General features: G+C 67.3%; 21 protein-coding genes. 12 read left to right on the top strand and 9 right to left on the bottom strand.

The window, feature by feature from the left end; genetic code table 11:
* Positions 1-683 precede the first annotated feature (683 nt).
* Entirely contained in the window at positions 684-1,142 is a 459-nt protein-coding gene (locus tag QAD21_RS23505) for an Hsp20/alpha crystallin family protein (RefSeq protein ID WP_065631143.1), read from the bottom strand.
* Between the two features lie 685 nt (positions 1,143-1,827).
* On the opposite strand from QAD21_RS23505, the gene QAD21_RS23510 reads away from it, so the two are divergent.
* Positions 1,828-1,953, top strand: a complete 126-nt coding sequence (locus QAD21_RS23510; RefSeq protein WP_269434039.1) for a hypothetical protein — start codon at positions 1,828-1,830, stop codon at positions 1,951-1,953.
* A 359-nt stretch (positions 1,954-2,312) separates the two neighbouring features.
* Here the strand turns inward: QAD21_RS23510 and QAD21_RS23515 are convergent, their stop codons facing one another.
* Positions 2,313-2,606 (bottom strand): hypothetical protein, encoded by a 294-nt coding sequence (locus QAD21_RS23515; RefSeq protein WP_165629338.1) that lies wholly within the window; start codon positions 2,604-2,606, stop codon positions 2,313-2,315.
* A gap of 94 nt (positions 2,607-2,700) precedes the next feature.
* Positions 2,701-5,298: an aconitate hydratase AcnA gene (acnA, locus tag QAD21_RS23520; protein WP_165629337.1), complete on the bottom strand. Its 2,598-nt coding sequence runs from the start codon at positions 5,296-5,298 to the stop codon at positions 2,701-2,703.
* 107 nt (positions 5,299-5,405) lie between these two features.
* Between acnA and QAD21_RS23525 the strand changes: the two genes are divergently transcribed.
* The 6 genes from QAD21_RS23525 to QAD21_RS23550 all read left to right on the top strand — a co-directional run bounded on the left by QAD21_RS23525 (position 5,406) and on the right by QAD21_RS23550 (position 10,652).
* The gene (locus QAD21_RS23525) at positions 5,406-6,086 is read left to right on the top strand and encodes a GntR family transcriptional regulator (RefSeq protein ID WP_137809169.1); all 681 of its coding nucleotides are present in this window, start codon (positions 5,406-5,408) and stop codon (positions 6,084-6,086) included.
* 258 nt (positions 6,087-6,344) lie between these two features.
* Positions 6,345-7,391: a tripartite tricarboxylate transporter substrate binding protein gene (locus QAD21_RS23530; RefSeq protein ID WP_159371743.1), complete on the top strand. Its 1,047-nt coding sequence runs from the start codon at positions 6,345-6,347 to the stop codon at positions 7,389-7,391.
* Between the two features lie 64 nt (positions 7,392-7,455).
* Positions 7,456-7,854, top strand: coding sequence for a universal stress protein (locus QAD21_RS23535; RefSeq protein WP_137809167.1), 399 nt, complete (start codon positions 7,456-7,458; stop codon positions 7,852-7,854).
* On the top strand, positions 7,844-8,413 hold the full coding sequence (locus tag QAD21_RS23540) for a tripartite tricarboxylate transporter TctB family protein (protein WP_137809166.1): 570 nt from the start codon (positions 7,844-7,846) through the stop codon (positions 8,411-8,413). The genes QAD21_RS23535 and QAD21_RS23540 overlap by 11 nt, the downstream gene beginning before the upstream one ends.
* Complete coding sequence (locus tag QAD21_RS23545; protein WP_137809165.1) at positions 8,413-9,918, top strand: tripartite tricarboxylate transporter permease; 1,506 nt, start codon at positions 8,413-8,415, stop codon at positions 9,916-9,918. Before QAD21_RS23540 ends, QAD21_RS23545 begins: the two co-directional genes overlap by 1 nt.
* A complete protein-coding gene (locus QAD21_RS23550; RefSeq protein ID WP_238994977.1) occupies positions 9,918-10,652 on the top strand; it encodes an RraA family protein in 735 nt (244 codons plus the stop codon). Before QAD21_RS23545 ends, QAD21_RS23550 begins: the two co-directional genes overlap by 1 nt.
* A 34-nt stretch (positions 10,653-10,686) precedes the next feature.
* On the opposite strand, the gene QAD21_RS23555 is transcribed toward QAD21_RS23550, so the two are convergent.
* Both QAD21_RS23555 and QAD21_RS23560 read right to left on the bottom strand, forming a co-directional pair.
* Positions 10,687-10,962, bottom strand: coding sequence for a hypothetical protein (locus QAD21_RS23555; RefSeq protein ID WP_065630873.1), 276 nt, complete (start codon positions 10,960-10,962; stop codon positions 10,687-10,689).
* Positions 10,963-11,043: 81 nt separating this feature from the next.
* Positions 11,044-12,039, bottom strand: a complete 996-nt coding sequence (locus QAD21_RS23560) for a stage II sporulation protein M (protein ID WP_068970385.1) — start codon at positions 12,037-12,039, stop codon at positions 11,044-11,046.
* A 101-nt stretch (positions 12,040-12,140) separates the two neighbouring features.
* Between QAD21_RS23560 and QAD21_RS23565 the strand changes: the two genes are divergently transcribed.
* Positions 12,141-13,034, top strand: a complete 894-nt coding sequence (locus QAD21_RS23565; protein ID WP_280360317.1) for an RDD family protein — start codon at positions 12,141-12,143, stop codon at positions 13,032-13,034.
* 60 nt (positions 13,035-13,094) lie between these two features.
* On the top strand, positions 13,095-14,342 hold the full coding sequence (locus QAD21_RS23570) for a lipase family protein (protein WP_223258850.1): 1,248 nt from the start codon (positions 13,095-13,097) through the stop codon (positions 14,340-14,342).
* Positions 14,343-14,363: 21 nt separating this feature from the next.
* On the opposite strand, the gene QAD21_RS23575 is transcribed toward QAD21_RS23570, so the two are convergent.
* Complete coding sequence (locus tag QAD21_RS23575; protein WP_058253755.1) at positions 14,364-15,557, bottom strand: acyl-CoA dehydrogenase family protein; 1,194 nt, start codon at positions 15,555-15,557, stop codon at positions 14,364-14,366.
* Between the two features lie 72 nt (positions 15,558-15,629).
* Between QAD21_RS23575 and QAD21_RS23580 the strand changes: the two genes are divergently transcribed.
* A complete protein-coding gene (locus QAD21_RS23580; RefSeq protein ID WP_065630869.1) occupies positions 15,630-15,962 on the top strand; it encodes a TfoX/Sxy family protein in 333 nt (110 codons plus the stop codon).
* A 293-nt stretch (positions 15,963-16,255) separates the two neighbouring features.
* On the opposite strand, the gene leuS is transcribed toward QAD21_RS23580, so the two are convergent.
* On the bottom strand, positions 16,256-19,129 hold the full coding sequence (gene leuS / locus QAD21_RS23585; RefSeq protein ID WP_165629322.1) for a leucine--tRNA ligase: 2,874 nt from the start codon (positions 19,127-19,129) through the stop codon (positions 16,256-16,258).
* Between the two features lie 107 nt (positions 19,130-19,236).
* Here leuS and QAD21_RS23590 point away from each other — a divergent pair, with 107 nt between their 5' ends.
* Both QAD21_RS23590 and QAD21_RS23595 read left to right on the top strand, forming a co-directional pair.
* Positions 19,237-19,746 (top strand): SdpI family protein, encoded by a 510-nt coding sequence (locus QAD21_RS23590; protein WP_165629321.1) that lies wholly within the window; start codon positions 19,237-19,239, stop codon positions 19,744-19,746.
* Between the two features lie 43 nt (positions 19,747-19,789).
* Complete coding sequence (locus QAD21_RS23595) at positions 19,790-20,806, top strand: bile acid:sodium symporter family protein (protein WP_280360318.1); 1,017 nt, start codon at positions 19,790-19,792, stop codon at positions 20,804-20,806.
* Positions 20,807-21,416: 610 nt separating this feature from the next.
* Here QAD21_RS23595 and QAD21_RS23600 read toward each other — a convergent pair.
* Together QAD21_RS23600 and QAD21_RS23605 are read right to left on the bottom strand one after the other, a co-directional pair.
* Positions 21,417-23,468, bottom strand: coding sequence for a CocE/NonD family hydrolase (locus tag QAD21_RS23600; protein WP_165629319.1), 2,052 nt, complete (start codon positions 23,466-23,468; stop codon positions 21,417-21,419).
* A 147-nt stretch (positions 23,469-23,615) separates the two neighbouring features.
* Complete coding sequence (locus tag QAD21_RS23605) at positions 23,616-24,209, bottom strand: YqgE/AlgH family protein (protein WP_165629318.1); 594 nt, start codon at positions 24,207-24,209, stop codon at positions 23,616-23,618.
* Positions 24,210-24,261: the final 52 nt, after the last annotated feature.

Raw genomic sequence — 24,261 nt, forward strand, 5'->3', positions numbered from 1 at the left:
CTCAGAGTGCACTCAATCTGTGACAACGTATGCGACTGTGCCACTAACCAAGACAACTAGCGAGCAGCATCGACTGTCGGGCTGTTCAAAAGTGTCGGGCTCGTCATGAGACACCCGAATGAACCTGGGCCGCCCACCTCACTCGGGTCATGCCACGCCACGCTCGATGCGTGACAGCGATCACGGCAGTATCAGCGATCCGCAAAGGTCCATCAGTCGAACTGAATATGGACAAGGATGGCACTCGGCCGCCGGGGAGGACGGCGGGTGTCATCCTTGTCCATTTCTGTCTGCGATCGCCCGGAGCCCGAGACCGCCAACCCCTCCGGCTCCCGGACGCAGGCGTCTTTCAGAAGCTCTCAGATCGAGGTGGGCGGGCCACGCTGCCGCCCACCTCGCCTCACCACTCGGTGTCGCGGCCGCAGGTGCGCGATGCGAGCGGCGGTTCGGCTTGAACCAGGTACCCGGCGCCGAACGGTGGCGACCCCGCACGTGAGGGTAGGTAGCACCTGTTGCGGATCGCCGACCTGCGCGAAGACAGCATCGATTTCAGCGGCCAGCCAGGTGTCTTCGGCGTCGATCACGTCGACACATCCGGCTGGCGACGCAGCCGTGACGCAGCCCATCATCATCTCAGACCTCCCGGTACTGGGGTGACAGTGACGAACCACCTCCCCGGTCAGTCAGCCCGAGGCCGCCTCGGAGCCGGCGGTGATCTCCTGACGTCCGTCGCCGGAATGCTCGATGGCCACCTTGCGAGGCTTGGCTCTCTCGGCCACCGGGATCGTCACCGTGAGCACACCGTTGTCATAGGCAGCAGAGATCTTCGCCGGATCGACACCCTCACCCAGAGTGATCTGCCGACGATAGGTGCCGGCGAAACGCTCGTTGGCCAACCACTGCACACCCTCATCCGAGAGTGCGCTGCGATGCGCCGACAAGGTCAACACCCCGTTGTCGACGTTGAGATCGATCGAACCAGGATCAGCACCAGGCAGGTCGGCAATCAACGAATAGTGGTCGTCGACCTTGTACACATCGATCGGCATGAATCGCGGTGTACGTCGGCCAGCGCCGGACTCGCCGGTGAGAAGTCCTCGAGCCCAGTCATCAACCATGGAGAACGGATCGATACCCAGCATCGCAAACACCTCCTTGATCCACGGGTGCCGCCACGCTGACGGCACCACATCAACCATCACTGCGCGCCATCAGATTAGCACTCAACGCCAGTGAGTGCCAAGCATCTTTTCGATGATCAACGCACTCAGTCCTCCACCGGCACAACAGCACTCGCCCCAAGAGCAGAGCAGTAGTCCGCTTTCGGCATCGGGTGGCGATTCACCCAGACGAGTGCTATCTAGGAACACGACGTTCACCCCCGGCACGTTCCGACGACATGACCCAGGAAGGACCCAACCGATGTCGGCCCCCGCCCCTGAACTTCACCCGATCGTCTGGCCCGACCCCAGCCCGCTGCAGCACTGGTGGACCCACGTCATGGGCCGGCCACGTCTCCACCCGGATCAATCCGAAACACCGGTACCAGCCACACCCGGCACCCATGACCAGCAACGACGCACGCCCGGCCCGGCATTGACCGCCAGCATGGGTGCCCGCGGCCGCCACAGCATGCCTCGACAGCAGCTGGCTTCCGCTCGACGGCGCTGACCGCGTCACACACCTCTACGGCCGGGCCACGCCTCCCGAGGCGTAGTGACTTGGACGCCTCGAGCTCAGGGTGGCGTTTCGGGACGAGCGTCGGCCCTGCGACGACTCTTGTTGTCGCACAACCCCAATCCCACCACTTGGATCGAACTCGCAGTCATGACCTCTCGCAGCCTCACATTTCACCGTTACACCCCGCCCACCCCGCACCACGACCTACGGTGGGCCCTTGCCTACCTCATCACCCTGGCCGCCATCCTTGTATTCCTCACCACGTCGCAATGACACCTCGATCCCTGGCGGGTTTGCCGGCGCCGCGACAGACCACGTCCGTCCACGCCTCGGCCAGCCCTGGCCGGGCACCCCGACAGCGGGTGACGGCAGCGGTTCCCTCGAAACCCTCGACGACCTACCTCCGAACCCGCGCCGTATCCGGTTCGAGCAGCCGCGCAGGAAAGCCCTCACCGCACACCGTTGCGACAGGGGACATTCCGCGGCGCACCACCACCCGACTCGCCGCAATACTGGCCCCTCCGCGAGCCGCGCGTGCACGCGATCGGAGGCAGCGCGAAGCCACGCAAGAAGCCGAACGTCATGACCTTCTCGAGGACCGCCGCCGGTCCGATCTCACTCCTCCACGACACTCACACCGCCACCGCCGGGATGTCGGCCGCGTAGCGGATCACCGAGCCGACCCGACCGAAGCGACGTTCGATGATCACGATCGCCTCCGCGAGCTGGTCGGGGTCGTCGACGTCGGCGACGAATGCCGCGGTGTGCCCGTTGTTGCCGAGCATGAACGGCAGCACCGCGGAGTACTCACTGCTGACGACAGCCAGCGGGATGTCGTGACGGAACAGGTCGTACGCGTGATCGATGGCGGCGGGGTCGTCGAGGACGACGAGCGGGACCGAGGAGATGTGCTTGTTCTTTCTCATGTATCGAGACTGAACCCGCAGGTTATGAGGGGGTTGACCGATCACTGTGAATTCGCTGGCAGGTAGGCGTTGCCGGCGCCCTTGGCCCGCGAGGTCACCGCACGAGTTGCTCGTCGAGGATGCTGGGGATGACTCCGCCGCGTCGGAGAAGCCGACGGTCCAGATCGGTCTCGGCGGCCACCCGCGCGTCGAAACGCAACTCGGAACCGTCGACCCGCCGGACGACGACCGCCACCGTCCCGCGGTCGACGGCGTCGGCAGTCCCGTTGACGTGCAGTCGGTCTCCGGGCCGGAGGTCCTGCAGCCCGCCGTCGACGTCAGCGGGGATGAGCAACGGCAGGACGCCGACACCGATCAGGTTGGACCGATGAATTCGTTCGAAACTGCGCGCGAGCACGGCCCGCACTCCGAGCAGGCGCACCAGCTTGGCCGCCCAGTCGCGTGAACTGCCCATGCCGTACCGTTCCCCGGCCACGATCACCACCTCGTCGCCGTCGTCGGCGTACCGGCCCGCGGCCTCCGGAAGGGACACGACCTCGCCCGTGGGCGCATGCACGGTGTGCGCGGGAGCCGCATCCGGTGCGAGCGCGTTGCGGACGTTCTTGTTCTGAAAGCCGCCCCTCAGCATGGCTTCCCAATTGCCGCGCCGGGACGCGTAGACGTTCAGGTCGCCCGGTTCCGCGCCTCGCTCCACGAGGTATCGACCGGTCGGGCTGTCGGGCTTGATCGCCCCGGCCGGGGAGATGTGGTCGGTGGTGATGTCGTCGCCGAGCACGAGCAGGGGATGCGCGGTGTACTCCCCGAGCATGGTGTGCGCGTAGCCGTCATCGGCAAAAGGAGGACGCCGCAGGGCCGTCGACGACGGGTCCCAGGGAAACAGCGGCCCATCCGGTACATCGAGTGCGTCCCACGCGGGATTGCGGGATGCCGACGCGAAGTCGTCGACGACATCGCGCGGCCGCCGCGACGAATCCGTCAGAGCATCGATTTCGTCAGGGGCGGGCCACAGATCAGCGAGCAGCACGTCGTGTCCGTCGGCGTCGACGCCGATCGGCTCCGAGGTGGGATCGATGGCCGCGTCACCGGCAAGGGCGAAGACGATCACCATCGGCGGCGACATCAGCAGACCCAGTTCGAGGTCCGGGTGGACGCGGCCGGGGAAGTTGCGGTTGCCACTGAGAACAGCCACCGGCTTCCGGGTGCGCGCCTCGGCCACCGCGGTGATCTCCGCCGGCAGCGGACCCGAGTTGCCGATGCAGGTGGCACAACCGAATCCGACGATGTCGAAACCGACCGCGGACAGGTCGTCGGTGAGACCGGCCCGCTCGAGCACGCCGGCGGCAGAGGGCGAACCCGGCGCGAGGGAGGTCTTCACATACTCCGGCACCCGCATCCCTCGCTCCCGTGCGCGGCGGGCGACCAAACCCGCGGCGATGAGGAGGCGCGGGTCAGAGGTGTTGGTACAGCTCGTGATCGACGCGATGGCGACGGGGAACGCCGGCATGTCGACGCCGTCGTCGCACTGCGCCGGTCCCTCGGCGTCGAAGGTCGCCGGCAACTCGGTCACCGTAACCAGGTCCTGCGGACGACGCGGACCGGCCACCGACGGGACCACCGCACCCAGGTCGATGTCGATCATGCGGGTGAAACGCGGCTCGGCGTCGGGGTCGAACCACAGCCCGAGCCGTCGTGTCACCGACTCGACGAGCTCGCAGTGTTCTGCGGCACGTCCGGTGTCGGCCAGGTATCGGACGGTCTGTGCGTCGACGGGGAAGAACCCGGTGGTGGCACCGTATTCCGGGGCCATGTTGGCAATCACCGCCCGTGCGCCCACCGTCAGTGCCGATACGCCCGGTCCGTAGAACTCGACGAACTCACCCGTGACCCCGAGCTCGCGCAGACGGTGCGTGACCACCAACGCAAGGTCTGTGGCCAGCACACCCGCGGAGAGCGTCCCGGTGAGGCGGACTCCCACAACGTCGGGGATCCGCAGTGTGGTCGGCATGCCGAACATCACCGTCTCGGCTTCCAGACCTCCTATGCCCCAGCCCAATACACCCAGCCCGTTGATCATGGGCGTGTGGCTGTCCGTACCGAGCATCATGTCCGGAACCGCGTGGTCGACGCCACCGACCTTCTCCACCGTCACCACGGTGGCGAGCTGTTCGAGGTTGATCGTGTGCATGATCCCGGTACCCGGCGGGTTGATGTGCACGGTGTCCATCGTCGTCGACGCCCAGGCCAGGAAGCGATACCGCTCCGCGTTGCGACGCATGTCGTGGGCGAGATTGGCCGCGGCGGCATCGCGGCGCGCGAACGACTCGACCGCGAGCGAATGGTCCACCGAGACCTCCACCGGCAGGCGGGGACTCAACGCCGTCGGATCCCCACCTCGGGCGGCAACCGCGTCACGCATCGCGGCGATGTCGACGAGGGCGGGCGTGCTGGTGGTGTCGTGCATCAGCAACCGGCCCGGCACATACGGGATCTCGGCGTCGCTGGTGCCGGCGCGAAGCCAGCGGGTCATGTCGTCCAGGGCTCGATCGCGCGTCTCGGCGTCGGCATGGCGAGTCACGTTCTCGGCGAGTAGACGGACCACCGTGGGCCACTGCCGGTACACGTCGGACCCGACCCGCCGCTCGACATCGACGACCGGCAGATCGGGTTGCGCGCGGCGTTCAGCTCCACTCATGGGTCCCACCATAGGTTATAACCTATAACTTACGTCACCGGTGCTATCATCGCGGCGTCCGGCGCTGCCGGATCTCGACGTCCCATGACCACTGCCGGGAGGCCGCCATGACCACACCAGGCGGGATGTTCACCAAGAACGATTACGCATACGCCGAGCTCCAACGGCGAATTCTGACCGGGGTCCTGCCGGCCGGCGCGGTGATCCCCCAGGCCAAGCTGGCGGCCGAGATCGGCGTCAGCACGACTCCCCTCCGCGAGGCGATCCGCCGGCTGTCCGCCGAGGGCATGGTCGAACTCGAGGCCCACCGAGACGCGCGGGTGACCCCCGTATCGGCAAATGAGGCGCGCCACCTCTACCAGGTACGGGAGAACCTGGACCCGCTCGCGGCGGCGCTCGCCGCGCGGACGCGAACGGCGGCCGACATCGCCGCCATCAGCAATGCCTTCGATCGCCTCTCGCCTATTGCCAGTGCGTCCGATGTCGATGCCCTTGTCCGACACCGGGAATTCCATCGCACGGTGTACCGCGCGTCGGGCAACCCCGTTCTCATCGACATCCTCGAACGACTCTGGGACAAAGCAGATCGTTACCGAGTCATCGGCCTCTCCCACCGGGGCGATTCACCCGACGACCGGTCGCGGGTCACCGCCGAGCACCGGGCGATCATGGAGGCCGTCGCCGACGGTGACGCCGAGCGTGCCGACGCGGTGATGCGCGAGCACATCGGCAACAGTCTCGGACGTCGTGCCATCGATGCGCTCACCGCGGACCCCGTCGCCGGTTGACCTGGCCGCTGCCACTTTTCCAACCCCTGTGTCCTGCGTCACGGCCATAGGTTATAATCTATAACTGTGCGACGCCGAGTGCGCGCGAAAAGCGCAAAACGATACTTATGCGCCCAAGCGTGACTGTGACGACGGTTACGCCAACACTTCCGATGTGACCACCGACGTGGTTGTCCTCACATCCGCAGCAGAATCGAGTCAGACGATGTTGGTAGCTCTCGGCCTCGGGACCCGACCCCGAACGAAAACGAGGACCGCATGACCGCACCATCCCCCGGCACCGACGAATCGACAGAGCTGTCCCGCACGTCTCGTCCGCCGAAACGTGTTCCCACGCTCGTCAAAGCACTCGGCGCACTGGTCGCCGCAGCGATCGTCGTCGTCGGCGTCGTCGACGCGGCCGGTAGCGAGGGCGGCGCCGACGCGCGATCGCAACTGACCCTGATCGCGCCCGCGGCCGCCGGTGGAGGTTGGGACGGTGCGGCGCGCGAGATGCAGCAGGCGCTGCGAGCCCAGAACATCGTCAACAACTCGCAGGTCGTCAACATCCCCGGTGCCGGCGGCACGATCGGACTCAGCCAGTTCGCGGGGATGACCGGCGACGCCACCACGATCATGGTCATGGGCATCACGATGCTGGGCGCGATCAACATCAACGGGTCCGACGTGGATCTCGGAGACGTCACCCCCATCGCGCGGCTCGCCGACGATTACGACGTCGTCGTCGTGCCGGCTGATTCTCCGATCACGACCATCGAAGAGCTGATGGCCGAATGGAAGAAGGACCCCAAGAACTTCACGTTCGGTGGCGGTTCGCTGGGCAGCGTCGACCAGATGATCATCAGCCAGATGGCTCGGGAGAACGGTATCGACCCCGCCGCGGTCAACTACATCGCCTACTCCGGTGGTGGCGAACTGGCGACCTCACTCATGTCCGGGACGATCAAGGCCTCGGTCAGTGGTTACGAGGACTTCGTCGACCAGATCACCGCCGGAAATCTACGCGCACTGGCGATCTCGGCTCCCGAGCCGGTCCCGGCCATCGATCTGCCGACCCTGTCCGAACTGGGTTACGACGTCACCCTCACCAACTGGCGCGGGGTGGTCGCACCGCCGGGCATCACCGATGACCAGCGCACCGAACTCGAGGCGATCGTCACCGAGGTCGTCGAATCACCCGAGTGGCGAGATGCACTGCAGCGCAACAACTGGTCCGACACGTTCACGCCGGGTACCGGATTCAACCAGGTCATCGACCAGCAATCGGAGTTCGTCCGCGGCATCTGGGCCGACCTCGGGTACTGACCGACCGCCTGTCGGCGAACCCGCACTGCACAACCCCTGCCCCACACGACATCACGGAGAACCCATGCCCATCCTTGTCGCTTTCGCCCACACCCCCGAAGGTCGAGCGGCCTTCGAACACGGCCGGCGCCTCGCGCGCAACGAGAGCTCTCAACTGATCGTCTTCGATATGGAGACCCCCGCTGTCGACGACGACGGTGGCATTCCCGAGCCCGACTTCGCCCCTGTCGAGAATGCCGGCAACAACACCGCGATTCGCTGGCTCGGCCATCGTCGCGAGGATTCCGATCCGGCCGCCGAACTCATCGACGTCTCAGAAGAACTGGCCGCCGATCTCATCGTCGTCGGACTGCGCCGCCGGTCCCGCGTCGGGAAACTCCTGCTCGGCTCGAACGCACAGCGCATTCTCATCGACGCCGAGGTCCCCGTACTGGCAGTGAAGGCAGCCCATCATGACGACTGACAATGCGGCGGTACAGCCCGCCGGCACGACGCTCGACGACGGACACGGATCGGACCGCGCGCGCCGACCGCTCACCGGACGAAGCGGTCTGGTCGTCGCGGGCCTGATGCTCGCACTTGCCGTCTACCTGACCGCGGGCATCATCGGGATGGACATCCCGGGCAGCGCAGCGACTCCCGGACCCGCGTTCTTCCCAATCATCCTGACGATCTGCGCGTACGTGATCGCCGGACTGCTGACCGTGCAGACCCTGCGTCACCCCGACGAGCCCGACCCCGACATCGTGCCGCCCGCGACCGGTCAGTGGCGAACGCAGAGTGATTGGCGTGCACTGGGTCTCGTCCTGGCCGGGCTCATCGCCTTCACCGCGCTGCTGGTTCCGCTCGGTTGGATTCTGTCCGCCGCGCTGCTCTTCTGGATCGTCGCCTATGCCATGGGTTCCACCCGTCCGGTCCTCGACATCGCGGTGTCGCTCGTCGTCTCCTGTGCGGTGCAGGCGTTCTTCTCGGCGGGTCTCGGGCTGAACCTCCCCGCCGGCATCCTGGGAGGTCTGTTCTGATGGACAACGTCTCACTCCTGTTGGAAGGTTTCTCCCAGGCGCTCACCCCGATGAACCTGCTCTGGGTCTTCATCGGCGCGCTGCTGGGCACCGCAGTGGGTGTGCTCCCGGGCCTCGGTTCGGCGATGGCCGTCGCACTGCTGCTGCCGGTGACCTTCACCCTCGACCCCACCGCCGCGTTCATCATGTTCGCCGGCGTGTACTTCGGCGGCCTGTTCGGTGACTCGACCATGGGCATCCTGATGAACACGCCCGGCGGGTCCACCGCCATCGCAACATCATTCGAGGGTCATCGGATGGCCAAACGCGGGCGGGCCGCCCAGGCCCTCGCCACCGCCGCGATCGGCGCCTTCATCGGCGGCATGATCGCGACGACCATCGTCGTGTTCTTCGCACCCAAGCTCGCCGATCTCGCCATCCAGTTCGGTCCCGCCGAATACTTCGCCCTCGCCGTCTTCGCCTTCATCGCGATTGCCTCGGTGGTCTCCGACTCCGTCATCAAGGGTCTGACCGGACTCCTCATCGGGCTGATCCTTGCGGTCGTCGGGATCGACGGGATCTCGGGCACCCAGCGCTTCACGATGGGGGCGCCGGAGTTGTTCGACGGCATCAGCATCATCGTCATCACCGTCGGCACCCTGGCCCTGGGCGAGGTCCTCTACGTCGCCTCCCGCATCCATCGCACACGTGCGCCGGACGCCGACGCCGTCATCGGACGGCCCTTCCTCAAGCGCGCCGAGTTCCGCGAGGCGCTCCCGGCGTGGTTGCGCGGCACCGGTTTCGGCGTCCCCTTTGGCGTCATCCCGGTCGGCGGCGCAGAGGTGCCGACGTTCCTCGCCTACGGAACCGAGCGTCGTCTCGACCGCAAACGACCCGACCCCCAGTTCGGCCACGGCGCCATCCGCGGTGTCGCCGGTCCGGAGGCGGCGGGCAACGCGACGTCGGGCACCGCGATGGGAGCCCTGCTCGCGATGGGTCTGCCCACCTCCGCCACGGCGGCGATCATGCTGGCCGCATTCCAGCAGTACGGCCTGCAGCCCGGCCCCCTGCTCTTCGAACGCAACGCCGATCTCGTCTGGACGCTCATCGCCAGCCTGTTCATCGGCCTGGTCATGCTGCTGATCCTCAACATGCCGTTCGCCGCCATCTGGGCGAAACTGCTGCTGATCCCCAGGCACTACCTCTACGCGGGGATCGCGGTGTTCTGCGTGCTCGGTGTCTACGCGACCTCGGCCGCGATCACCGACCTCATCCTGGTCATCGCCATCGCCTTCGTCGGATATCTGCTGCGACGCTACGGTTTCCCGCTCGCCCCCGTCATGATCGGCGTCGTCCTCGGCCCCCTTGCCGAGACCAGCCTGCGCAACGCGATGATGTCGAGCGGCGGCGATCCGAGTGTGCTGGTGGGCAGCGCGATCACCTGGGTCCTCTACGGAGTCCTGGCCGTCGTCGTCCTGTTCACCGCGTTCCGCCGCCTGCGGATGCGAACGCGTCAGGACACCTGATGCGACCGCAGTTCGTCCCGCGCTTCTCGCCCGCCCTCACCGAAAGTCAGCCGCCGACGCCCATGCGCACCACCACCGACCGCGCACTCATTCGCTCCCGCTTCCTCGCCGTCGACGTCGCGAACGTCGCCGACGTCCTCGACGACCTGGGCCACCGTGATCAGGCGCTCGCCACCGACATCAGGTGTGTGGCCGGACGCGAACGGCTGGCCGGGTGGGCGTTCACCATCTCGGGCGCGATGAGCGCCGCCCCGGGACGGGACCCGCTGAAAGCGCAGGCGTGCAGCCAGATCGGCCCGGACGAGGTCTCCGTGTGGCAGGGGAACGGCCGGGGCGTCTGTTACTTCGGTGAACTCGTCGCGATCGGCATGATGCAGCGGGGCTCCGTCGGCGCAGTGGTCGACGGCGGTGTGCGCGACAAGAGATGGCTCCACGAGATCGGTTTCACGACGTTCTCCTGCTATCCGACCTCGGTGCAGACCAGCGGCCGTTGGCGCGTCGAGACGTGGCAGCAACCCGTCACCATGCCGGGCGCATCCGGGCAACCGGTCGTCATCGAGCCCGGCGACTTCGTCCTCGGCGACGACGACGGTGTCATCGTCATCCCCGCCGGGATCGCCGACGTCGTGCTCGAGGCAGCGGAGACCATGACGGAGAAGGAGATCGACGTCCGTGCCGCCATCCGCAACGGCATGACCCTCGCCGACGCGATGGCGGAGTTCGGACGGTTCTGATCCCGCACTCTGCGGCGTCACCTCCGCCCCACGGTCACTTCTTCGCGAGAGCCGCCCGGTAACCGAGGAACCCGACGTAACCGGCCAGCCCGGCCAGGCCCAGCCGGCGGGTCCGCGGCGACACCAGTGCGAGGCCGATGGCGGTCTCGCAGGCACCGTTGCGGTAGGTCCAGGTGGTGGTGTCGTCGGGGAACACCGGCTCGGTGATCGGGGCGAAGATCTCGGGCTTGATGAAGTGCGCAACCCCGGTGGCGGCCAGTCCCCCGCCCAGCAGCGAGACAGCGTCCAGTGATCCCTTGCGAGTGGCCATCAGAGTGTTCCCCTTCGTCGTCGTCGACCCTTTCCGGTGATCGTAGGCGTCGTTCCATTCCGGTTCGACGTCGACGGGCCGCTATCTCGCCGTCGGGACGGTGAGCCCGCGAGCTGCCTCGTCGAGATCGCCGGTGTCGCCGTACTCGTACGCGCGGCGACCGGCGACGAAGACGTACGACATGAAGAGCGTCCACGCCGTCACGCCGATCCCGATCCGGGCCCAGGTCGGCAGCGGGGACGGCGTGACGAACGCTTCGATGACCCCGCACAGCAGCAGCACGACGACCAGACCCAGCGCGACACCGACCGCTGCCCGGCCCTCCTCCCCGAGAGCCGTTGCACGCGTTCGATTCCCCGGGGCCACCCAGGCCCAGAAGATCCGCAGGCCCACGCCCGCAGCGACGAACAAGCAGGTCAGTTCGAGCATTCCGTGCGGCAGGATCAGTCCGAAGAACAGGTCACCACGACCGTGCCGGATCATGATCGACGCCACGACCACCAGATTGAGGATGTTCGTGTAGAGCATCCAGATCACGGGGAACCCGAAGAGCCCTAACGCGATACACAGCGCGGCCAGCCAGAAGTTGTTGGTCCACACGCGAGCGGCGAACGACGTCGCCTCGTATTCGCTGTAGTAGTTCTCGAAGTCGTTGGTGACGAGACGCTCGATCTCCGCGGGCGATGCGAACGAACTCTCGATCCGCGGGTGGGCCAGCACCCACCACGTCATGATCACGGCCGCACCGAGGGACCCGCCCATCACCGAGAGCCACCACCAGCGCATCCGGTACAGGGCCGCGGGGAACGATCGGGTGAAGAACTCGATCACCGTCGCCGGCGTGCTGACCCGGGTTCCGGTGGCGCGACCGCGGGCGCGGGCCAGGAGGCCCGACAGGTATGCCACCAGCGAGGCATCGGGCGCCGTCGAGCGGATGACCGACAGGTGGGTGGCCACCCGCTGGTAGGTGTCGATCATCTCGTCGGCCTCGGCACCGGTGAGTCGGCGGCGCCGCGAGAGCGCATCGAGCCGCTCCCACGTCGCGCGGTGCGCGGACACATAGGCGTCGAGATCCACTCGGCCAGCGTATCGGGCATTCTCACCTCCGCGGCACGTGTCATTCAGCGGACGTCGGGGCTGTGAGTTCCCGATGCCCTGTCGACGAATTGCGTCGTAGGGTGAGGCGTGATGTCTCGTCCAGTGCCGCCTCGGGCCCCGCGGGCCCGGGTGCACCCGTCGCCGGCCGACCCGGTCCGGTCGCGTGGGGCGCGGGCGCCACGACGACAGTCGGCGTCGGACGCAACGACCTCGTCTCCGGCGAGGCGGTCGCTCTCGCACTCCCGCCGGCGAACCTCGGCTACCGGATTCTCTCCGGCATCATCGACGTCCTGCTGGGGTTCGGACTGTGGTTGTTCCTGTGGTGGATGTCGTTCAAGGTCGCCGGCGAGGCCAGCGAGGCGTGGCGGGGAACCATCAACACCCTGATCCCGATCGTCGCCGTCGTCGCACTCCCGACGCTGCTGGAGACCGTGACCCCGGGGAAGACCGTGGGACACCTCGTCCTGGGCCTCCGAACAGTCCGCGATGACGCGGGCCCGACCGGGTTCCGCCACTCCCTGACCCGAGCACTCGTCGGCTTCGTCGAACTGTATGCGTGCCTGGGACTCCCAGCGCTGATCTCGGCGGCCATCTCGCGCAAGAGCAAGCGCCTGGGCGACCTGCTCGCCGGGACCTACGTCATCCGCGACCGCCACCGGCTCGTCGAGCAGGCACCCATCGAGATGCCACCCGGCCTGCACTCGTGGGCCGTGTCCGCCGACATGGCCGCCCTCCCCGACCCACTCGCGGTGATCATCCGCCAGTTCCTCAACGGCCGCCACGGCATGAAGCCCGAGCCGAGAGCCCATGCCGCCCGGAGGATCGTGTTCGACGTCGCGCCGTTCGTCGCACCCGCTCCCCCGCCCGGCGCCCCGTTCGAAGACGTGTTGTCGGCGATCATGGCCGAGCGCCGCCGCCGCGACGCCGAACGGCTCGCGCGCGAAGCCGCACTGCGCCAACGTCTCCTGCGCTGATCTGTGCTGCGACCCGCAGAGGCGGCGCGGCGCACCCGGATCCCGGTTACTCTGCTACGGGTGACGTTGCCTACCCTGCTTGCGAAGGACAAGAGATCGATCGGCGGCCGACGGCTTCTCGCCGCAGTCGTCGGAGTCGCGTTGACCTTCGCCACGGCCCTGACCGTGCAAGCTCCCGCCAGGGCGGGAGGTCCGGGGCCGGATTCGCCGGCCGGTGTTCACGTGGTCCCGCGCATCGTCGACTCCGAGACCGTGACGGACCCGGTCATCGCACTCCCCCAAGCGGGTTCGACATTGCGCGTGCGATACAGCTCGACGTCCATCCGCGGTCTCCCGACGGAGATGACCGGCACGCTGCTCACACCGTCGACGCGGCCGCCCGCCGGGGGTTGGCCGCTCGCCGTGTGGAATCACATGACGGTCGGCGCTGCAGACCGATGCGCGCCGTCGCGAGCCCGGGCCGGTCATTCCGAACTTCCCCGCATGACGTCAGGTGACGGCATCGTCGGCCGGTTGCTCGACGCCGGATTCGCCGTGGCGCGGCCCGACTTCGAGGGCATCGGCGGGCCCGGGCCGCACCCGTATCTCATCGGCGACTCGCTGGCGCGATCGACGGTCGACATGGCGCTGGCCGTCGCGGATCACGACCGACGGATCGGCCGCGACGTCGTCGTGGCCGGGCATTCCGAGGGCGCCGTCGCCGCCTTGGCCGCCGCGGCGCGGCCGTCATCGGAATGGGGTGACCTCCGACTCCGCGCGGTGTCGGCACTCGCACCGCCGACGCAGGTGGCCGCGCTCCTCGATGGGGCGTCCCACGTTCCGGTGTCCGGTCCCGCGATCAACGAACTGATGGGATTGGCCGCTCTCATCGGATATGGCGCGGCCGCAGCCGATCCCGAGTTCGACGAGCTGATGTCCAACGGCGGGCTCAGCGCGGCGGCGAGCAGGCTCCGTCCGCAGGTCGAGGCCCGCTGCTACGCCGACCTGACCTCACCGGACTCGTTCGGCGGCCTCGCGCCGGCCCAGCTCCTGGGACCGCGCGGCGACGAGATGAAGGCCGCATTGTTGAAAGTGCTGCGCGACAACGACGTCGACCGTCTGCGTTTTGCTCGAGGGCTACCGGTCCGCATCGACTCGGGCACCGTCGACACCGTGTCGCCGCAACCGCTGGTGTCCGGTCTGGTGCAGACCTATCGGCGCGCCGGGGTGCGCGTCACGTATTCCGACCGGTTCACCGGGCATGCGGGCGTGGCCACCGACCGCGACAATGCCGAGACGATCGCGGCGTGGCTCATCGCGCAGGTCTGAGGACGTTCGACGACACCCGGACTACGTCAGATCGGTCGAGCTCTTCCCCAACATGCGCCGGGCGATGATCAGCTGCTGGATCTGCTGTGTGCCCTCGAAGATGTCGAGGATCTTCGAGTCACGCGCCCACTTCTCCACCAGTGACGTCTCGGAATAGCCTGCCGTGGAACCGATCTCGACGGTCTTGTTGGTGATGTCGGTGACGGTCCGACCGGCTTTCGCCTTCGACATCGATGCCTCGGTCGAGTTGGGCTGCTTGTTGTCTGCCATCCACGCCGCCCGCACCGTGTGCAACCACGAGGCCTCCCAATCGGATTCGAGGCGGATGAACTCGGCGACGGTGGCGTGCTGCGACGACGCGGGACGGTCGTAGTCGATCTCGTGACCCGCTTCCTCCAGCATCCGACGCAGCTCCTCCAGGGAGGCGCGACCGAGCCCGATGGCCATCGCGGCGACCACCGGACGAGTGTTGTCGAAGGTCTGCATGACCCCGCCGAAGGCCTTCTTGGTGTCGATCTCCGGCGAGCCGAGCAGGTTCTCGGCGGGGACCCGCGCGTTCTCGAACCGGATGACGGCCGTGTCGGAGGCCTTGATGCCCAGCTTGTGCTCGAGGCGGGCCACGGTGACGCCCTCGGTGGTCATCGGCACGACGAAGCTCTTGATGGCCGCGCGTCCGACGCTCTTGTCGATGGTCGCCCACACGACGACGTGGTCGGCGCGCGATCCCGCGGTCACGAAGATCTTCTCGCCGTTCAGGATGTACTCGTCGCCATCGAGGGTCGCGGTCGTGGAGACCGCCGCCGAATCGGAACCGAAGCTCGGTTCGGTGATGGCCATCGCCGCCCATACGTCGCCGAAGCGTTCGAGCTGCTCGGGGTTCGCCACGGCCGCGATCGCGGCATTGCCCAGGCCCTGACCGGGAATGGAGAGCAGCAGGCCCACGTCGCCCCAGCTCATCTCCAGAGCCGACAGGAGGCCGCGCATGTTCGCGCCGTTCACCGACGGAGCGTCGGAGGCGGACTTCTCGGCGTCGGCGGACTTCTCCGTGGAGCGACTCTGCTTGGCGAGCTTCGCCAGTTCGTCGAGTTCGACCGGGTACTCGTGCTCGGCCTGGTCGTACTTGCGCGAGATCGGCCGGAAGAGGTGCTCGGCAGCCATGTGGGTGCGCTCGACCGTCGAATCGAACTTCTTCGGGAGCTCCAGGTTGATCGCCATGGCAGTACCTTACTGCGCAGTAAGTTCGTTGCCAAGTCCCGGTTCGTGACCGAAGCCGAATAATGTGGACCGGTGGCGTACGACGAGGAACTGGCCTACCGCATCCGTGCTCTGCTGGCGACCGAGTGCGGCCTCGACGAGAAGCGCATGTTCGGCGGGCTGGCCTTTCTGATCAACGGCAACATGGCCGTCGCCGCCAGCGGCAAGGGCGGGATCATGGTGCGCGTCGCACCCGAGGAGACCGAGAGCCTCCTCGAGTACCCGCACACCCGGCCGATGGTGATGTCGGAACGCGAGCTCCGGGGATGGCTACGCGTCGACGACGCCGGCATAGCCACCGACCGCCAGCTCTCCCGCTGGATTGCGATCGGTTCGAACTACGCGCGGAAGTTGCCGCCGAAGTAGATGGCAACCGCTCCGCCCTCTGACCTGGGAGAACCGCACCCCATTGCTCCCTGAGGAGCGCCCGGAGCTTGCGGAGGGCGCGTAACGAAGGGTCTGCCAGGCATCTCACCAGGACCCTTCGTGACGCTCGCAAGCTCGCTCCTCAGGGAGCGGGGGGTGTTACGCCCGAGCCCCGCGGGGAACAGAGGGGGTCACGACCCAACCACGCGGGGAGCAGAGCAGAGGGGGTCACGACCCAGCCACGCGGGGAGCATGAGTACGGCCCTCTCGGATCAAAGAGCAGAGAGGTGCCGTCAGGGAACGATGTTCACCATCCGACCGGGTACCACGATGACCTTGCGGGGTTCGGCGCCGTCGAGGAGCGCGACGATCTTCTCGTCGGCGAGCGCGGCGGCACGCAGGGTCTCTTCGTCGGCGTCGGCCGGGACGGTGATCCGACTGCGGACCTTGCCCTTGACCTGAACCGGGATCTCGACGGTGTCCTCGACCAGCCACTCCTCATCGGCGACCGGGAATGCGGTCCGCACCACCAGGGTGTTCCGACCCAGCCGATGCCACAGCTCCTCGGCGATGTGCGGCGCCAGGGGAGCCAGCATGATCACCAGCGCCTCGACGGCCTCCCGCGGAGCGCCGGTCTTCTCGAAGTTCTTGGTGAGGTGGTTGGTCAGCACCGTGAGCTTGGCGACCGCCGTGTTGTTGCGCAACGCGTCGTAGTCCTCGCGGACGCCGGCGATCGTCTTGTGCAGCAACCGTTTCGTGTCGTCGTCGAGCGCGGTGTCGGCGACGCGCAGCGCACCGGACTCCTCGTCGACGACGAGTCGCCAGATGCGCTGCAGGAATCGCTGCGACCCCACCACGTCCTTGGTGGCCCACGGCCGTGACTGGTCGAGCGGACCCATGAACATCTCGTAGACGCGCAGCGTGTCGGCACCGTAGTCGCGGCAGATGTCGTCGGGCGCCACCGAGTTCTTCAGGGACTTGCCCATCTTGCCGTACTCCCGGCGAACCTTCTCACCGTTGTAGAAGAACTCGCCGTTCTCTTCGGTGACCTCTTCGGCGGGCACATAGATGCCGCGCGAGTCGGTGTAGGCGTACGCCTGGATCATGCCCTGGTTGAACAGCTTTCGGTACGGTTCGCGACTCGTGACGTATCCGAGGTCGAAGAGGACCTTGTGCCAGAACCGCGAGTACAGCAGGTGCAGTACCGCGTGCTCGACACCACCGATGTAGAGGTCAAGACCACCCGGGTCGTTCTCGCCGTGCAGTGCCGGCCGGGGGCCCATCCAGTACGCCTCGTTCTCCTTGGCGCACAGGGTTTCCGAGTTGGTGGGGTCGATGTAGCGCAGCTGGTACCACGAACTGCCCGCCCACTGGGGCATCACGTTGGCGTCCCGGGTGTAGGTCTGCACACCGTCGCCCAGGTCGAGCTCCACCGTCATCCACTCGGCGGCCTTCGCCAGCGGAGGCGACGGCTCGCTGTCCGCGTCGTCGGGGTCGAAGGACACCGGCGCATAGTCGTCGACCTCCGGGAGCTCCACCGGCAGCATTGATTCCGGCAGTGCATGGGGCTGACCGGCGGCGTCGTAGACGATCGGGAAGGGTTCCCCCCAGTAACGCTGACGGGCGAACAGCCAGTCGCGCAACTTGTATTGGATTCTCCCGGTGCCCACCCCGTCGGCCTCGAGACGTTCGACGATCGCCGCCTTCGCGTCCTCGACGTTGCGACCGTCGAGGAACCCGGAGTTCACCAGGGGACCGTCGCCCACGTACGCCTCGGTGGCGATGTCGGTGTCGGAGCCGATCACCTCGCGGATCGGCAGTCCGAACACCGTCGCGAACTCATGGTCGCGGGCGTCGTGGGCCGGGACCGCCATGATCGCGCCGGTGCCGTAGCCCATGAGGACGTAGTCGGCGACGAAGACCGGAACCTGCTCTCCGTTCACGGGATTGACGGCGAAGCTGCCGGTGAAGACGCCCGTCTTCTCCTTGTTCTCCTGGCGCTCGAGGTCGGACTTCGCGGCGATCGACGCGCGGTACTCCGCGATCGCGGCCGCGGGGTCGGCCCCGCCGCGGGTCCAGCGATCATCGGTGCCCTCGGGCCATGCTCCGGTGATGAGGTCGCCGACGAGCGGATGCTCGGGCGCGAGAACCATGTAGGTGGCGCCGAACAGGGTGTCGGGACGGGTGGTGAACACCTCGATGCCGCCGACGCCGGGCACGTCGAAGCGCACCTGCGCACCGCGCGAGCGTCCGATCCAGTTGCGCTGCATGGTCTTGACCTTCTCCGGCCAGTCCAGCAGATCCAGGTCGTCGAGCAAGCGGTCGGAGTACGCGGTGATCCGCATCATCCACTGCCGCAGATGCTTCCGGAACACCGGGTAGTTGCCGCGGTCGCTGCGGCCGTCGGCGGTGACCTCCTCGTTGGCCAGCACGGTGCCCAGCCCCGGGCACCAGTTGACCAGTGAATCACTCAGGTACACCAGGCGATGGTCGTCGAGGATCTCGGTGCGCTCGGCGGGGGAGAGGTCGGCCCAGCTGCGCCCCTCGTGCTTTCCACCCAATGCTCGTGCACCCGAAGCGAATTCGTCGACCAGCTCGGAGATGCGCCGAGCCTTGCCCTGGTCGGTGTCGTACCAGGCGTTGTAGATCTGCAGGAAGATCCACTGTGTCCACCGGTAGAAGTCCACGTCCGTGGTGGCCACCCGACGGCGCTCGTCGTGGCCCAGCCCGAGCCGTCGGATCTGGCCCAGGTAGCGCTCGATGTTCTGCTCGGTGGTGGCGCGCGGATGGGTGCCGGTCTGCACCGCGTACTGCTCGGCGGGCAGCCCGAACGAGTCGAAGCCCATCGTGTGCAGCACGTTCTTGCCGGTCATCCGCTGGTAGCGCGCGAAGACATCGCTCGCGATGAAGCCGAGCGGGTGGCCGACATGCAGGCCTGCGCCGGACGGGTAGGGGAACATGTCCTGCACAAAGAGCTTGTCGGCGTCCCCGCCGCCGAAGGCGGACAGGTCACCGGCGAGCGGCCCGACGGGATTCGGCGCCTCGTAGGCGTGCTCGTCGGACCAGGTCTGCTGCCAGCGCTGCTCGATCTCGCCGGCGACCGCCGCCGTGTAGCGGTGGGCGGTCGTGCCGGCGGTGTCGCCGCTCGTCTTCTCGGCTGAAGTCACGCGACCAGGGTAAATCCTGTCCGTCGCCGCCCCCAATCCGGTCGCCTCCGCCGTGGGCGGCACCGGCTCGTCAGATGCCGATTCACTTCGGTACGACGCACGGTCGTATGCTGTGGGTCGTGAATGCCGTGTCCGTCGCCGTTGCCGTACTGCTCTTCGTGCTGGCCGGACTCTGGGCGGTGGTAGGAATCCGCGGACTCCGCGGCACCCTCCCGCGCAATCGTTGGATCGGCGTTCGCTCCGCGGAGACCATGCGATCCGACGAGGCTTTCCGCATCGCCAACCGCATCGCCGGACCGGGCACCCTCGGCGCGTCGGTGATCCTCACGCTGGGGGCCATCGCGACCATTGCCGTCCCGGGCGGGTGGGCACTGGGCTTCGGACTCGTCGCGCTGGTGGCCGCGCTCGTGGTGGTCGGACTGGTCAGCGGCATCGGTGTACGCGCCGCTGCAGCCGTACCCGCCGACGACGAGGGCTGTTCCTGCTGTTCCGGCGGCGACGCCCACGGCCATGCCGCCGACGAGAACCCCTCGGACCCGGCGGCCGACTGCGGCACCAGCAGCTGCGGTGCCTGCTCGTTGCGCGGCGTCTGCGCAGGCGACTCGGCCCAGGCCTGAGCCGGCCGGCGTCGTCTCACACCACTGATCTCGGGGCACATCCATGCGTACTCTCAAGAAGCTTCTCGATCGTTCTCCGATCGACGGCTTCATCCTGGCCATCTGCATCGCCGTCGCGGTGGCCGCATTCCTGCCGGTTCGCGGCGCGGCGGCGGAGGCACTCGACTGGGTGGTGATCGTCGCGATCGCCGCACTGTTTTTCCTGTACGGCACACGGCTGCACCCACGCGAGGCGCTCGAAGGTCTCCGGCACTGGCGACTGCACGTCACGATCCTCGCGTTCACGTTCGTCGTCTTCCCGATCGTGGGACTGGCGCTGAAACCGGTCGTCGAGCCGTTGATCGGCGAAGACCTCTATGCCGGACTGCTCTTTCTATGCCTGGTCCCGTCGACGGTGCAGTCATCGATCGCTTTCACCTCGATGGCCAGAGGCAACATCGCCGGGGCGATCGTCAGCGCATCCACGTCGAACATCCTCGGCGTCTTCCTGACCCCGCTGCTGGTGGTCGCGCTGATGCAGAACGCCGGCGACATCAGCATCGACGCGACGTCGGTCCTGAAGATCGTCGCGCAGATCCTGGTGCCGTTCCTGCTCGGGCAGCTCGCCCGCCGGTGGGTCGGCCCGTTCTTCACCCGGCACGCGAAGATCACCAAGCTCGCCGACCGCGGCGCCATCGTGCTCGTCGTCTACGTCGCGTTCAGTGAAGGCGTCGTCCAGGGCATCTGGTCGTCGGTGGAGGTGGGTCAGGTGATCGCCGTGACCGTCATCTCGCTGCTGCTCGTCATCGTGATGCTCGCGATCACCGGCTGGCTCCCGAAGCGGCTCGGCTTCGACCGCGCCGACACGATCGCCATCCAGTTCTGCGGCACCAAGAAGAGCCTGGCCACCGGCCTGCCCATGGCGACCGTCCTGTTCACCGGCACCACCGTCGGCCTCATCGTGCTGCCGCTGATGATCTTCCACCAGATCCAGCTCATGATCTGCTCGTGGTTGGCGACCCGGTACGGACGCGAGGCGGACGACGCCGAAGCGGCCGGGGCGCCCACCCCGGCTCCCTGATCCGAGAGAACGCCAGGTCAGCGGTTCCGGGTCTGGAAAGCGGCCTGCGGGTAGAGCAGATAACAACGGAGGGCGCCGGGTCCGCGACCGGCAGACTTCAACTCGACCGATGGACTTCGATCGAAGTCTAGGAGTCGAGTTGGAGTTCGTCGGTCACGAGAATGCGGCGCCACAGTGCACGCGAGTAGCGCAAGTTCGGCAGAGATTGCGCTTCAAGATAGGGCGGCAACGATGCAGTTCTTTCGACCCCACGACGGCAGCCAGGCCGCAGATACTGAGGTGCGAGGAGCGTTGGCCGCCGGGTCGAGCAAGCGACGAAGGAGCGCGTCGAGGTCGACGGGCCTCGAAGGGTTGGCGACGTCATCTCGCCAGGACCCTTCGTGACGGCCTCCGCAAGCTCCGGCCTCCTCAGGGAGCGGAGGTTGGGCCCGCTCCGACACAACGGGTTCCTTCGTAGTCCACGACCGCCAAGCCGTAGATACTGAGAGCGAGCTCGCGGGCGTCACCACCCGCTCCCTGAGGAGCGAGCTTGCGAGCGTCACGAAGGGTCCTGGTGAGTCGGGTTGCGAAGACCCTTCGTGACGCGCCCTCCGCAAGCTCCGGGCGCTCCTCAGGGAGCAGGGGGTCCCACCGGGGTCGACAACGGTAGGTTCACGAAGCTCGGCCGGTTCGGGTCGAGCTGGATGTGTTGCGGCCGGAGTCCGGACTCGTTCAGCAGCGGACGCAACGGCAGACCGCGCGGGAAGTTCATCGCGAACACGTCGATCCGCAGGCGGTGGCCCGGTTTGATGAGTGCCTCGGTCGGCAGCAGACCGATGTCGACACTCACCGGGCGGCCCGGCACGACGCGCTGGCGTGACGCCAACGTGAGCTCGTAGAACGGATCGATGACGTCGCCGTTGGGCGCGAACTGCGACCTCGCGTCGTCGTATCCGCGCAACGACGCCATCACCTGGCCGGAGGTCAGGACCTTCGACGTCCCGTCGGGGGCGACGTCGTTCAGGGTGGCGGTCCAGTATCCGTCGGTGGCGTCGAGCACGGTGTTCAACCGCACGTTGGCGTACCCGGACACGCTGCGCGTCGTGGTCATCGGGGGAGTGGTGAAGGACAACGCGGCACGCTCGGAGATGCGGGCGTCGTCGGCACAGAACGGGAAGATCGCGAGGGCACCGGCCAGTTGCTGCGCAGCGTCGCGTGAACACATCGGTGCCAGTCCGGGCGCGATGGTCATCCGGGCACGAGATGCGGGAGCGGCCGGGGTCAGGCTGCCGTCACGGACCGCATGTGCCGCGGTACCGCTGCGCCGGTCGCTGAGGTAGAGCCGCTGGCGTTCCATCCCGGCGCGCGGGAACTGCTGCGCGGTGATCCACGAGTCGCCGACCTGCTTGAGGTTGACGGGCCCGTAGGCGTCGACACCGTTGTCGATTCCCTTGAGCCACTTGTCGAACCACGCCTTCTGCAAGACGTCCAACCGGGGTGGGGTGTTGCGCCTGCCCTCCTGGCCGCCGCCGATCGTCAGGTGATAACCGTCGCCCATGATGAGTTGCTTCTGGCCCGGCGGCAGCGGGATCTTGTTGTACATCCGGACTTCACTGTTGGTGAAGAGGTCGAACCACCCGCCGTAGATGAACGTCGGCGTGGTGATGCGGTCGGCATGGTCGAGCCACGACGACCTCGGCTCGGAATCGTTGTCCAGCAACGCCTTCAGGTTCGGCGGCACCGACGGGATGTCGGGGGTGAGCAGTGCGGCGAACAGCTGTGGGTAGAAGGTGAACGGGTCGGAGATCCGGTCCGCCAACCACTTCCAGTCGAAGGTGCCGTTCAGCATCGACGCGACGTTCGGGATCATCTTGGTGGTGTTGACCAGCGTCAGCCACAGCGGGAGGAAGCCGACACCCAGAGCGCCGCCAGGCGCGACGATGTCGCGGATGAGGTCGCCGCCCGGCTCGACCGGGAAGATCGCCTTGAGTGCCTTCGGGTTCTTGTTCGCGGCCTGGATCTGGTTGATCGCCGAGTACGACACACCCGACATCCCAACCTTGCCGTTGGACCACCGCTGCTTCGACGCCCAGTCGATGACCTCGATGGTGTCGCGCTGTTCCCGCGACTGGAAGACGTCCCAGACTCCCTGCGAGAAACCGGTGCCACGCACATCCACGACGACCTGCGTGTAGCCGCTGCGCACGAGATCGAAGTCGACGAGGAAGGTCTTCGCGCCGCCGTCGCGGATGGTGTGCGCGATGTCGTTGATGCCGTCGATGGGGGTGCCGGACAGGTTGATCGACCGCGCGATCTGCAGCAGGTAGGGCTCGAGCACCGGGTTCTGCATCACCGCGGAACCGACGGTGGTGATGAGCTTGGTGTAGGGCGTCATGTTGACGATGACCGGCGTCTTCGTCGACGTGGGACGCTCGCGAGCGTCGGCCGGGCGGTACACGTTGGCCCGGAGAACCGTGCCGTCGCTCATCCGGATCGGCACATCCCAGGTGACATTGACGCCGGCATAGGGTTGCGGGCCGTCGTGGCTCGCCGCCCATCGCGCCCCGTCGGCGCCGCCGGTGGGTCCGACCGGGGCAGCGCCCGCCACGGCGATGGGCGCCACCAGCGCGACCACCGCGAGGATCACCCCGGCCAGAACCCGCGCACTCTTCGACCCGCTCATGCACACCCCCGCATGTCATGCGCTGGAACAATTCACGGTTTGTCCAGCGAAAAATTGATCAAGCGTCCACAACCTAACACCCCGCGGGTGACGTGGATCACCGGGTGTCTCAGGCAATGCTCAGCATCACCGTCCGGACGGACGGACTCAGTTCACGCTGAGATCGATCGGGTGGGTCGCGAGGAGAGGTTTCGGCCAGGCCTGCCTGCGCAGGACGTCGAACCACACGTCCGATGCCGGCGGCGCGAGCAGGTCGCGGGGGAGTGCCGAGGCGACCATCCAGCTGAACTGGTCGAGCTCATCGTCGAGTTGCCCGATGCCCCATCCGCTGTAGCCCGCGAAGATCCGGACACCCTCGAGGACCTCGGCGAGGGGCTCGGGGTCGGCGTCGAGATCGACCAGGACGACCCGGCCGTCGACCGGACGCAGGGCGGGCACGTCGTCGATGTCGATGCCGGGTTTCACCACCCCCAGGCACAGCGCCGCCTCCTGGTTCACCGGCCCGCCCACATAGAGGGCGCGCGGCGAGGCTGCGATGTCGGTCCACTGCGGCAGGAGGTTGTGCACGGCGGTCTGGCTCATCCGGTTGAGGATGACCCCGAGACTGCCCGACTCGTTGTGCTCGATGACGTAGATGACGGTTCGGGCGAAGGTGGGTTCGATGAGATCGGTCGAGGCGATCAGCGCGGTGCCCGGGCGCACCCGCGGCGTGGGGTCGGCATCCCAGGGGACGCCGGGCATACGCGCACCACCACCGCTGTCCGCCGAGTGTTCTCCGGGGCGGGATTCCGGT

This window comes from Gordonia sp. SMJS1 (assembly GCF_029866425.1).
Taxonomy (GTDB): domain Bacteria; phylum Actinomycetota; class Actinomycetes; order Mycobacteriales; family Mycobacteriaceae; genus Gordonia; species Gordonia hongkongensis.